1 protein-coding gene is annotated in these 14,048 nt (G+C 65.9%); it reads left to right on the top strand.

Annotated features, from left to right (window positions below; translation table 11 throughout):
- Positions 1-47 precede the first annotated feature (47 nt).
- Complete coding sequence (locus N4Q37_RS14225) at positions 48-13,994, top strand: non-ribosomal peptide synthase/polyketide synthase (protein WP_260958639.1); 13,947 nt, start codon at positions 48-50, stop codon at positions 13,992-13,994.
- Positions 13,995-14,048 lie beyond the last annotated feature (54 nt).

The following is a 14,048-nucleotide window of genomic DNA, read 5'->3' as shown; positions in this document are numbered from 1 at the left end:
TTCTCCAGCCGCCACGCCATCGCCCCCATTTATGCAGGATGCTTTCAATGACCACCGAAAAAACCACCGCCAATCCGATCGAGGACATCTACCCGCTGTCGCCATTGCAGCAAGGGATGCTGTTCCATTCCTTGCTGCACGAAGACTCTGGTGTCTACCTGATGCAGGACCGCTACCGCATTGGCGGTGCTATCGACGAAGTGGCGTTCCTGGAATCGTGGCGTCAGGTGGTGGCGCTGCACCCTTCCCTGCGCGCCAGTTTTCAATGGAAGACCCAGAAACAACCGGTGCAGGTGATCCACCGCGAGGTCAAGGTGCCGTTGGACACCCTCGACTTGCGCGGACTCGCCCCCCATGAGCAGCAAGCGCGTATCCGCAAGCTCCTGGAAGATGAACAGAAAGTCGGTTTCAACCTGTCCAAGCCACCGCTGATTCGCTTCCGGCTGGTGCGCCTGGCCGACGAATCCTATGAATTCATTCGCAGCTTCCATCACATCCTGATGGACGCCTGGTGCATTTCCCTGGTGACCGTGGACTTCCTCAAAGTCTACGAAGCGCTGTGCAACGAGCGCACCCCTGAGCTGAAAAGTCCTCGGCCATTCCGTGACTATATCCAATGGCTGCAACGCCAGGACGCGAGCAAGGCCGAGCAGTTCTGGCGCGGCCAGTTGCAGGGGCTCAACGCCCCCACGCCGCTGACCGTGGACAACGGCGTGGTCCACGACCGCTACACCGATGCGGTGCTGGTGGACGATCAACTGATTCACCTGGACGAACAGCAAACCCAGGCGCTGGCTGCGTTCTGCCGCAGCCGCCGGATTACCCCGAACACGTTTTTCCAAGGCGTCTGGTCATTGCTGCTGTCGCGCTACAGCGGACAACGGGACGTGGTGTTCGGCGTCACCGTGGCCGGTCGTCCGGCAGACCTGACCGGCGTGGCCGAGATGATAGGCCTGTTCATCAACACCCTGCCGCTGCGGGTTTCGGTGGACCCACAAGCATCGCTCGGCAGTTGGCTGAGCGCGCTGCAAGGGTTGAACGTCGACATGCGCGACTTTGAACACACGCCGTTGACCGACATCCAGGGCTGGAGTGATTTCCCCCGGGGCGAAACCCTGTTCGACAGTATCCTGGTATTCGAAAACGCCCCCATTGACGAGCAGATCCTGGAAGGTGGTTTCCAGTTCAGCCTCGAAGGCATGGACCACAGTGTACACACCCACTACGGCCTGACCGTGGTGATCCTGCCCGGCGAGCAACTGGGCATCCGGGTGTCCTACGACCGCGAACGTTTCGAAGCGGCGACCGTGGAACGCCTGCTCGGCCACATCGCCAGCCTGGTGCGGGGCATGCTCGCGGCACCGGATGCGCCCTTGGGCAGCTTCGAACTGCTGGCCGCCGATGAGCGCCAGCAATTGTTGAACGAGTGGGCGGTCAACCCCCATGACTTCCCGCTGGAGCAAAGCTACGCCGAACTGTTCACCGCCCAGGTCGCCCAACGCGGCGGGCAGGTCGCGGCGATCTGTGACGGCGAGTCGCTGACCTACGCCGAACTGGACCAGCGCTCCACGCGCTTGGCTCACGCCTTGCGCGAAGCCGGTGCTGGCGAGGATCAGTTGGTCGCCCTGGCCGCCCCCCGTGGCCTGGCGCTGTTGACCATGATGATTGCCGTGTTCAAGGCCGGCGCGGCGATGCTGCCCCTTGAAGTCAATCACCCGCCCGAGCGCCTGCGGGAAATCCTCAACCTGTCCCGCGCGTCATTGCTGGTCGCCAGCGAAGGGTGCAGCGGCTTGCTCGATCCGTTGCTCAGCGGTCTGGAACAGGCCCCCGTGGCGCTGTTCGCCGAAGCCTGCTGGAGGACCGGCAACGACTCGCCGCTGCCCGCCCTCGGTCGTCCGGACAGCCTGGCCTACGTGCTGTTCACCTCAGGTTCGACCGGTACGCCCAAAGGCGTGATGATCGAACAACGGGGCATGCTCAATAACATCTTCGGCAAAGTCCCGGCCCTGGGGCTGAACGCCGGCGACCGGATTCCACAAACCGCTTCGGTGGCCTTCGACATTTCGGTATGGCAGTTCCTCGCCGCACCGGTGCTCGGTGCCACCGTGCACATCCTCCCGGATGAAGTGGCCCACGACCCGCAACGCCTGCTGCAAGTGCTCGTCAACGAGCGCCTGAGCGTGCTGGAAATTGTCCCGAGCCTGATGCGCACCTTGCTCGCAGTGTGCCCGTGCGACCTGGCATTGCCCGACCTGCGCTGGGTGCTGCCCACCGGTGAAGCGCTGCCGCCGACCGTGGCCCGGGACTGGTTCGCGCGCTTCCCCAGCGTCGCCTTGATGAACGCCTACGGGCCGGCCGAATGTGCCGACGACGTGGCTTTCCAGCCGATTTTCGAAGCACCGGGCGCCGACGTCAGCCACATGCCCATCGGCCGGCCGACCGCCAACAACCGCTTGTATGTTCTGGACGAATCCCTGCGCCCGGTGCCCGTTGGCGTTGCCGGGGAAATCTGTGTCGGTGGCGTCGGTGTCGGCCGTGGCTACCTGCACGATCAGCAGCGCACCGCTGACGCGTTCATCGAGCATCCGCAGCTGCCAGGTCGCCTGTACCGTACCGGTGACCTGGGCCGCTGGCGCGCAGACGGGGTGATCGAATACCTCGGCCGCCGCGACCAGCAGGTGAAGCTGCGCGGCCACCGGATCGAACTGACCGAAATCGAACACCGCCTCGCGCAGCACCCGAACGTGCGCGAAGCCGCCGTGCTGCTGCGGCAAAACAGTGTTGGTGAAGCCTGGCTGGTGGCGTACTGGTCGGCCCATGACGACACCCTGGGCAGCGATGGGTTGAGCGAACACCTGCGGGCACAACTGCCGCCGTACATGGTACCGGCCGCCTTTGTCTGCCTGGACAGCCTGCCCCTGAACAACAACGGCAAGGTCGATCGCAAAACCCTGGCCGCCCGGGAACTGGACTGGCAGGCCGACGCCCAGCAGAGCATCGCCCCGCGCAATCCACTGGAAACCGCTGTAGCGGCGATCTGGGCCGAGGTCCTGGGGCGCGACAGCGTGGGCGTGGAAGACAACTTCTTCACCCTCGGCGGTCACTCGTTGCTGGCGACCCAGATCGTGGCGCGGCTGCGCAGTCATTTCAAACTCGACCTGCCGCTGCGCACGCTGTTCGAGCAGCCCACCGTGGCCTTGCTGGCCGTGAACATCGCTGCCCGCCAGGCCGACGCTGCCGCGCCACAGGCCGTCGTTCTCAATGCGCCGAAAGCCCAGCCGCGTCCAGCCCTGTTGCCGCTGTCGTTCTCACAACAACGCTTGTGGTTCATCGAACAACTGACCCCGGGCACAACGCTGTTCAACATCCCGTTCGCCCTGCACCTCAAGGGCGAACTCAACGTCCAAGCGTTGCACGCCAGCCTGAACGACCTGCTCGCGCGCCATGAAATCCTGCGCACCGGCATCCACGACGCTGACGGCGTGCCTTGCCAACGCATCAGCGAATCGCTGGACATCGCCTTGCCCTTCGAAGACTTGTCGGGCCTGACCGCCACCGCTCGCGAAGGCGCACAGTTCAATGCCCTGCAAGACACCTTCGAGCAGCCGTTCGACCTGACTTGCCCGCCGTTGCTGCGTGCCCGCCTGCTGCGCCTGGCCCCGGGAGAGCACGTGCTGGGTATCGCCCTGCATCACCTGGTGTCGGACGCCTGGTCGGCCACCATCGCCCTGCGGGAGCTGGCCCTGGGGTATGAAGCCCGCCGCAACGGCACCGCCGCCGAACTGCCGGCCTTGCCGGTGCAGTACGCCGACTTCGCCCTGTGGCAACGCGAACACCTGCAAGGCGCCGAGCTCAAGCGCCAACTCGATTACTGGACCAGCACCCTGGACCGTCGCGACAGCGAAGCCAGTCCGTTGCTGGCGCTGCCCACCGATCATCCACGGCCGTCGATGCAGAGCTATCGCGCCGGGATCGTGCAGCGCGAACTCAGTGCCGACCTCAGTGCCCGGGTGCAAGCCTTTGCCAGTCGCCTCGGCACCACACCGTTCACGGTGCTGTTCGCCGGCTTCACCGTGCTGATGCACCGTTTGAGCGGCGACGCCACCGTGCTGGTCGGCACCCCGGTTACCCACCGCGAACAACCGGGCACCGAGGGTTTGCTTGGGATTCTGCTGAACAACCTGGCGATCCGCGCCGACTTCGAACCCCAAACGGACTTCACCGCCCTGGTGAAACAAGTCGCCGAACGCCTGCGCACTGGCCTGTTGCATCAGGATCTGCCCTTCGAACAATTGGTCGACAGCCTGCAACTGCCGCGCAGCCTCAGCCACGCGCCGCTGTACCAAGTGATGGTCGCCCAGCAGTTGGCCATGGAGTCGCGGTTGCGCTTCCCCGGGCTGGAATTCGAAGCACTGGACACTCCGCTCCGGCATTCGGAATGCGACCTGGACTTGCACGTGTTGTGCCCGGCCAATGCACCGATCCAGCTGGAGCTGATGTTCGCCCTGGACCTGTTCGTCGCCGACAGCGCCCGCCAGACCCTGGCCCGCCTGGAGCACTTGCTCGAGCAGATGCTCACCGAACCGCAACGCCCGGTGGCGGCCCTGCCGCTGCTGATGGACGCGGAATGGCAGCGCACGGTGGTGGAATGGAACCGTACCGAGATGGCGGTGCCCACGCACCTGACCTTTGCCCAGCTGTTCGAACAACAGGCCGAGCGCACCCCCGAGCGTGACGCGCTGTGCTTCGAAGGCCGTAGCTTGAGCTACGGTGAGCTGAACCGTCGGGCCAACCAAGTGGCGCATTACCTGCGCAGCCGTGGCGTCGTCGCCAATCGTCCGGTGGCGCTGTGTGTCGAGCGCTCGCTGGAGCTGTTGGTCGGCCTGCTGGGCATCCTCAAGGCCGGCGGCGCCTATGTGCCGCTGGACCCGACCTATCCGGTGGATCGCCTGGCCTACATGCTCGAAGACGCACAACCGGCACTGTTCCTCGGCCAACAGGGCCTGTTGGAACAGTTGGGCGCCGACCTGCCACGCCTGCGCCTGGACAGCGACGCGGCGCTGTTCGCCGATCAGCCGGACGCCAACCTGCCTCCACTTGCCGGGCCGCAGGACCTGGCCTACATCATGTACACCTCCGGCTCGACCGGTAAGCCCAAGGGCACCCTGGTCACCAACGGTTCAGTGGTCAACCTCGCCTGGGCGCGGATCCATGGCCTGTACCGCCGCTACACCGACCAGCCGATGCGCACCAGCTTCAACTACTCGTTCGCCTTCGACAGCTCGGTGGCCGAACTCATCCTGCTGCTGGACGGCCACAGCCTGTACCTGACGCCGGAAGACGTGCGCTATGACCCGCAGGCTCTGGCGCAGTTCTTCGCCGAAACCCGCCTGGATGCCTTCGAATGCACCCCGGCGCAACTCAAGGCCCTGCTCGAAAGCGACGGCGTGCGCCGTGGCGAGGTGTACCTGCCACGCTTCGTGCTGTTCGGTGGCGACGCGGTGGACGCGCAGCTCTGGCAGCGCCTGCCGTCGATTGCCGGCAGCCGCTTCTTCAACACCTACGGCCCGACCGAGTGCACGGTGGATGCCACCGGTTGCGCGGTCGATGATTTCCCGGCCCGGCCGATCATCGGACGGCCGATTGCCAACGTGCGCACCTACGTCCTCGACGGGTTCCTCAACCCGCTGCCGGTGGGCGTTCCGGGCGAACTGCACATCGGTGGCGCCGGGGTGACCCTGGGCTACCTCAACCGTGCCGAACAGACCGCCAAGGTGTTCATCGAGGACCCATTCTCGCCGCTGGAAGGCGCACGCATGTACAAGTCCGGCGACCTGGTGCGCTGGCTGCCCGACGGCCAGCTCGAATACCTCGGGCGCATGGACCATCAGGTGAAGATCCGTGGCTTCCGCGTCGAGCTGGGAGAAATCGAAACCTTGATCGGCGCCCAGCCTGGCGTGCGCCAGGCAGTGGTGCTGGCCCGGGAAGACGTGCCCGGCGACAAGCGCCTGGTGGCCTACGTGACCTGTGACGGGGAAGCTGACATCAACACCTGGCGCAAGACCATCGGTGCCGCCCTGCCCGACTACATGGTGCCTTCGGCGTTCGTGCTGCTCGATGAACTGCCGCTGACCGACAACGGCAAGCTCAACCGCAAGGCCCTGCCGGCCCCGGACATTCAAGCCGCGCCAGACGCCCTCGATCCGCCACGCAGCGCCGCCGAACGACAACTCGCCGCGCTGTGGTCGGAGTTGCTGAAGGTGCCATCGACGCAGATCGGTCGCGACAGCCATTTCTTCTACCTCGGCGGTCATTCGCTGTTGGCAGCGGCGCTGTTTGCCCGTCTGCGCCAACAGTTCGCCACGGTGCCGCCACTGCGGGGCATCTTCGAACACCCGACCCTGGAGGCCCTGGCCGCGCTGCTGGGCGATCCGCTGCAAGCGCCCGCCGCGACCTTCATTCCGGCACCACGCCCGGCGCGCCTGCCGTTGTCGTTCGAACAACAACGCCTGTGGTTCCTCGAACAGCTGAGCGCGGGCGGTGGCGAATACAACGTGGTCAGCGCCGTGCAACTGGACGGTGAACTCGACACCCAGGCCCTGCAAGCGGCCCTGAACAGCGTGGTCCAACGGCACGAAATCCTGCGCAGTCGCATCGTGCGCGAGAGCGACGGCGAGTTGGCGCTGGTCATCGAGCCGCACGTCGACATCGCTTTGCAGCGGACTGCCCTGGAAACCACCAGCGACGAACACTGGCAGCAACTGACCGACGAGGCCATCCACGCGGAAACCGGGCGCCGTTTCGACCTCGCCAGCGAAGTGCCTGTGCGTGCCACGCTGATACAGCGCAGCGGTCGCGCCCAGTCATTGCTGTTGCTCACCGTGCACCATTGCGCCACCGACGATGCCTCCAGCCAGAACCTGCTGGATGAATTGGGCCGCTGCTACAGCGCCCACTGCCAGGGTACGTCGGCCACCCTGCCGGAACTGGCCCTGCAGTACCCCGACTACGCCCTTTGGCAGCGCGAGCCGGTTCAACAGACCGCATTCAGCAGCCAGTTGGACTACTGGCGTGGACAACTGGAGGACGGCGACTACCTGCTGGACCTGCCCACCGAACAGGGCCGCCCCAATCACCTCGCCCCGGCCGCCGGCGCGGTGCAATGGCAGTTGCCGCCGGCCCTGGTGGGACGTCTGCGACAGTTCGCCCAGCAACGCGGCGCCACCTTGTACATGCTGATGCTCAGCGCCGCGCAATTGCTGCTGGGGCGCTACGCCAATCAGCGCGACGTACGGGTCGGCAGCCCGGTGGCCCAACGGCCGTTCGCCGAGTTGCAGCCGCTGATCGGTTGCTTCGTCAATACCGTGGTCATGCGCGCCGACCTTGATCCGAGCCTGGATTTCGAAGGTTTGCTGAACCAAGTCCGCAACCGCGTACTGGACGCCCAACAGCATCAGGACGTGCCGTTCGACCAGGTTGTCGAGCACCTCAAGCCGGCCCGCAGCCTCGGCCAGACGCCGTTGTTCCAAGTGCTGTTCGCCATGCAGAACGCCGATGCGTCCTGCCAGCACTGGTCGCAATTGCAGGTCAGCGAACGCGCCGTGAGCGCCCAGGCCACCAAGTACGACTTGAACTGGGAAGTGCATGACGGCGAGGTGCTGTCGGTGCTGCTGGAATACCGTGCCGCGCTGTTCAGCCAAACCACCGCCCGGCGCTGGTTGGAGCAATGGCAGCAACTGCTTGAAGCCATGCTCGATGCACCGCAGACCCGCCTCGCGGATTGGTCTCCATTGGCGGCGACCGAGCGTCGGCGCCAACTGATCGAGTGGAACGCCACCGAACGTCACTACGGCGGCCCGACCAACCTGCACACCGCCCTGACACAACAGGCCGCATTGAGCCCCAATGCCCCGGCACTGGTGTTCGAAGGCCAGCGCCTGACCTACGCCGAGCTGGACCAACGGGCGCAAGCCGTCGCCCGGGCCCTGCGTGGAGCCGGCATCGGTGCCGACGACATCGTGCCGGTGTGCATGCTGCGCTCCGTCGACATGGTCGTCGCCCTGCTCGGCATTGTCCATGCCGGCGCCGCATGGCTGCCGCTGGATCCGGAACTGCCCGCCGGGCGCCTGGCCTTCCTGATCGAAGACGCCGACGCCAAGGTCACCTTGACCCAGGCGCAGTGGCTGTCGCGCCTGCCAGCCGGGCATCAGGCCTGGACCCTTGATGCGCTGCCCCCGGCTCCGGCGTTCGACCCGATCAGCATCGCTGCCAACGACCTGGCCTACGTGCTCTACACCTCCGGCTCCACCGGCCAACCGAAAGGCGTGATGAACGAACACGGCGCCTTGATGAATCGCCTGTACTGGATGCAGGACGCATTCCCGATTGGTCCGAACGACCGCGTGCTGCAGAAAACCCCGTACAGCTTCGACGTCTCGGTATGGGAGTTCTTCTGGCCGCTGATCACCGGCGCGACCCTGGTGGTGGCCCGTCCGGACGGGCATCGCGATCCGGCCTACCTCAGCCAGTTGATCCAGCAGGAACAGGTCACCACCCTGCACTTCGTGCCGTCGATGCTCCGTGCCTTTGTCGACGAGCCGAGCCTGGTCGACTGCCGCAGCCTGCGCCAGGTGTTCGCCAGCGGAGAAGCGCTGCCGGTGGATCTGGTACGGCGTTTCATGGGCCAGCACCCGGCGGCGCTGGTCAACCTGTACGGCCCGACCGAAGCGGCCATCGACGTCTCGGTCTGGCGCTGCTCGGTGGACGATATTATCGTGCCGATCGGCAAGCCCATCGCCAACCTGCGCCTGTACATCCTCGATGAAAGCATGCAGCCGTTGCCGATTGGCAGCATTGGCGAGCTGTACATCGGCGGCGTCGGCGTGGCGCGCGGTTACCTCAAGCGTGCGGACCTGACCGAGGAACGCTTCCTCGCCAGCCCGTTCATCGACGGGGATCGCCTGTACCGCACCGGCGACCGCTGCCGCTTCCTGGTCGATGGCAACATCGAATACCTCGGGCGCCTGGACCATCAGGTGAAACTGCGCGGCCAGCGCATCGAACTCGGTGAAATCGACGCCGAGCTGCTGGCCCAGAGCGGCGTTCGCGACGCCGCGACCCTGCTGCTGGACCAGCGTCTGGTGAGCTTCTGGTGCGGTGACGCCGACGAGGCCGTCATTCGCAATGCATTGAGCGACCGCCTGCCGTCGCACATGCTGCCGAGCCTCTTCGTACAGCTCGACAGCCTGCCGCTCAACAGCAACGGCAAACTCGACCGCAAGGCCCTGGCCGCCACCCCGCTACCGGAAACCCACAGCGACCGGCCGCATACCGCACCGCGCAATGCCACCCAAACTGTGCTCTGCGAGTTGTTCAGCGAAGTGCTGGGATGCGCGTCGGTTGGCATCGAAGATCACTTCTTCCAGCTCGGCGGTCACTCCTTGCTGGCGACCCGACTGGTCAGCCGGGTCCGTGAACGCCTTGGGGTTTCCCTGCCGTTGGCACTGGTGTTCGAACGCCCGACCGTCGCGGCCCTGGCCGATTACCTGGGCTTGGCGACAGCGGACGAATCGATCACCGCGCAGCCGCGTCCGGCGGCACTGCCACTGGGGCTGGCGCAGAAACGCTTCTGGATGCTCAGCCGCCTGGTGCCGGATTCTCGCGAGTACCACATGCCGTTCGCCCTGGCGTTGCGCGGCGAATTGCAGGTCCGCGTCTTGCGTGAAGCCTTCGAGCAGGTCAGCCAACGCCATCTGGTGCTGCGCAGCCGTATTGTTGAAGTCCAGGGCGAACCGCAGCTATTGATCGACGACCATGGGCCTGCGCTCGCGGTCACTGCCGTTGCCACACAGGATTGGACCGCAACCTGCGCCATGGCCCAAGCCGAGTTGATGACGCCGTTCGACCTGGCCGCCGCCGCGCCTTGGCGGGCGCACCTGCTGCAACGCCAGGGCAGCGACGAAAACCTGTTGCTGGTTTGCCTGCACCACAGCGCCACCGACGGTTGGGCCATGCAGTTGCTCATCGATGAGCTGACCCAGGCCTACACCGCCGGCCTCGATGGGCAGTCGCCGGCCTGGACGCCGCTGGAGATCGACTACGTCGACTTCGCCCTGTGGCAACAGCACCCGGACACCCAGGCCCGCCGCAACGGCAGCCTGGATTACTGGAAGAACCACCTCGGCCAGGACGACTACCAGCTCGACCTGCCCATCGACCATCCTCGGAGCGCCGAAGCCGATCGTCGGGCCCGGCAACTGACCGTCAGCCTCGGTGCCCAACGTGCCGAAGCGATCCGCCAGTTCGCCCGTCAGCGCGGCACGACCACTTACGTGGTGCTGGCCTCGGCCCTGAGCGCACTGCTGGCGCGCTACAGCGGTCAGCGCGAGATTCGTCTCGGCACCCCGGCAGACCAGCGTGACCAGCCGCAATCCCAGACGCTGCTGGCCTGCCTGGTCAACACCCTGGTAATCCGCAGCGAGGTCGACCAGCAGGCCCCGGCCGAGCAGTTGCTCGCCAGCCTCGAAGCCGACCTGCGCGCGGCCCAGGCCCACGCCGACCTGCCATTTGCCACCCTGGTCGGCGCCGTCGCGCAACACCGCGACCTGAACCGCACGCCGCTGTTCCAGGTGCTGTTCTCCCTCAACTATGGCCGCGTGGACAGCAGCCAATGGCCGGGACTGGCGGTCGAAGAGCAGACGCTGCCGGTGATCGACGCCAAGTTCGAACAGAGCTGGGAAGTCCAGGACGACGGCAGCGATATGAGCCTGGCGCTGGAGTACCAATCGGCGCTGTTCGACGCGTCGACGATGCAACGCTGGAGCGCGCAATGGTGTGCGCTGCTGGATGCCCTGGTCGCTGCACCCGAGCGAACGCTCATCGAACTGTTCCCGCAGCACCAGGACCAACCGCAGCTGGATCGCTGGAACGCCACCGAGCGTCACTACGGCGGTCCGACCAACCTGCACACCGCCCTGACACAACAGGCCGCCCTGAGTCCCAATGCCCCGGCACTGGTGTTCGAAGGCCAGCGCCTGACCTACGCCGAGCTGGACCAACGGGCGCAAGCCGTCGCCCGGGCCCTGCGTGGAGCCGGCATCGGTGCCAACGACATCGTGCCGGTGTGCATGCTGCGCTCCGTCGACATGGTCGTCGCCCTGCTCGGCATCGTCCATGCCGGCGCCGCATGGCTGCCGCTGGATCCGGAACTGCCCGCTGGGCGCCTGGCCTTCCTGATCGAAGACGCCGACGCCAAGGTCACCTTGACCCAGGCGCAGTGGCTGTCGCGCCTGCCGGCCGGGCATCAGGCCTGGACCCTCGACACCCTGCCCCAGGCACCGGCATTCGACCCGATCAGCATCGCTGCCAGCGACCTGGCCTACGTGCTCTACACCTCCGGTTCCACCGGCCAACCGAAAGGCGTAATGAACGAACACGGCGCCTTGATGAATCGCCTGTACTGGATGCAGGACGCGTTCCCGATTGGTCCGAACGACCGCGTGTTGCAGAAAACCCCGTACAGCTTCGACGTCTCGGTGTGGGAGTTCTTCTGGCCGCTGATCACCGGCGCGACCCTGGTGGTGGCCCGTCCGGATGGGCATCGCGATCCGGCGTACCTCAGCCAGTTGATCCAGCAGGAACAGGTCACCACCCTGCACTTCGTGCCGTCGATGCTCCGTGCCTTTGTCGACGAGCCGAGCTTGGCCGACTGCCGCAGCCTGCGCCAGGTGTTTGCCAGCGGCGAGGCGCTGCCGGTGGATCTGGTGCGGCGTTTCATGGGTCTGCATCCGGCGGCGCTGGTCAACCTGTACGGCCCGACCGAAGCGGCCATCGACGTGTCGGTATGGCGCTGCTCGGTGGACGACGTGATCGTGCCGATCGGCAAACCCATCGCCAACCTGCGCCTGTACATCCTCGATGAAAGCATGCAGCCGTTGCCGATTGGCAGCATTGGCGAGCTGTACATTGGCGGTGTCGGCGTCGCCCGCGGTTACCTCAAGCGTGCGGACCTGACCGAGGAACGCTTCCTCGCCAGCCCGTTCATCGACGGGGATCGCCTGTACCGCACCGGCGACCGTTGCCGCTTCCTGGCCGATGGCAACATCGAGTACCTCGGGCGTCTCGATCATCAAGTGAAACTGCGCGGCCAGCGCATCGAACTCGGTGAAATCGACGCAGCCGTGCTGAACCTGCCGGCCATCACTGCGGCCTGCACCCTGGTCATCGATAACCGTCTGGTGGCGTTCTACAGCAGCAGCGCAGCGCAATCGGACCTCGATACCCTGCTCGCCGCCGAGTTGCCGGCCTACATGGTGCCGGCGGTGTGGGTCCACGTCCCGACACTGCCGCTCAACAGCAACGGCAAGATCGACCGCAAGGCCCTGGCGGCCCTGCCCTTGCCGCAAACCCAGAAAGACTACGCCGCGCCGCGTAACGCGCTGGAAAGCCTGCTGTGCCAGTTGTTCGGCGAACTGCTTGGCGAGAGTCTGACCGGTGGCCGCGAAGTCGGCACCACCGACAGCTTCTTCGCCCTGGGTGGGGACTCGATTCTCGGCCTGAAGCTGATCTCACGTCTGCGCGAACAAGGCTATTCGCTGACGCCACGGGACCTGTTCCGCTCACCCACGCCGGCGGCGCTGGCCCAGGTGACCACGGCCCTGCTGACCCAGGCCGAACAGGGTGAAGTCACCGGCACGATGCCGTTGATGCCCCTGCACCAATGGTTCTTCGATCAGCAGCAACCCCAGGCCGCGCACTGGAACCAGTCCGTGCTGGCCGACAGCGACCGGCGCCTTGAACCAGCCATCGTGCAGGAGGTGTTGGATCGACTGGTCGCTCACCACGACGCCCTGCGCCTGCGCTTCACCGAGGTCGACGGACAATGGCAGGCACGGATCGCTCCCGTAGTACCTGCGCAACTGACCTGCTGCGAGCACCCGGACCAACTGCTGCAGGTCGCGCAAAGCCTCGACCTGCAACACGGCCCACTGTTTGCCGCGGCCCTGCTGGCAGGTGAACCGCAGCGCCTGTACCTGGTGGCCCATCACCTGGTGGTGGATGCGGTGTCCTGGACACCGCTGCTGGAAGATTTCCAACAGCTGTATGCAGCACTGGAGCGCGGCGAACAGCCGACCTTGCCGGCGAAAACCACGTCCTATCGGCAATGGGCCGAGCACCTGCACGCCCACGCCGCCAAGGTCGCGGGCGAACAGCGCTACTGGAACACTCAGATCAGTGCGAACCGGCCGCCAGTCACCACGGTGGCCGAGCGCCGGACCCTGTCGGCCCGTTGGGAGGCCACCCGCACCCACCAATGGCTGACCGAGTCCCATGGGGCGTACCGCACGCAACCGGAAGAACTGCTGATCGCCGCCCTCGCCGCGACCCTGGCGGAAACCGAAGGCCGCAGCGACGTCGTCGTGGACCTGGAGCGCCATGGCCGCGATGCGCCTTTCGACGGCTTGGACGTCAGCCGCACCGTCGGCTGGTTCACCACGCTGTTCCCGCTGCGCGTCAGCGCCAGCGGCGCCCGTGGCGACCAGGTGCGCAACGCCAAGGAAGCCTTGCGCGCGGTACCGGGCCAGGGCCTTGGCTACGGCTTGCTGCGACAACGCGGTCAACTGCCGGCCAGCCACGGCGATGTGCTGTTCAACTACCTCGGGCACGAGCAGACGCCCGAGGACTGGTTGCGCGCCAGCAGCCTGACCCCGCCGCCAGACGTGTCGCCGGCAAACCGGGTGACCCACGCTCGCGAAGTGGTGGCGTGGCTGGAAGACGGCGTATTGCGTGTCGAATGGCACAGCGTCACGCCAGAGGTCGACAGCCGCTTGCCCGCTCGCCTGTTGGAGCATCTGCAAGCACTGGTCGAGCACTGCCTCGACCCACAGGCCGGCGCGCTGATGCCTTCGGACTTCCCGCTCGCCAAGGCGCTGAACCAGAAGTCCCTGGACAAGCTGCTGGGCAAGCTCAAGACCAAACCCAATTCCCAAAGCTAGTGAGCGACGCGGCGCGTGGCGGACATGAACCACCACGCACCCGCACTGACGCTT

It is taken from the genome of Pseudomonas citri, from assembly GCF_025336485.1.
Taxonomy (GTDB): Bacteria; Pseudomonadota; Gammaproteobacteria; order Pseudomonadales; family Pseudomonadaceae; genus Aquipseudomonas; species Aquipseudomonas citri.
The sequence above is the reverse complement of the archived record's forward strand: the minus strand, read 5'-3'. Positions and strand labels throughout refer to the sequence as shown.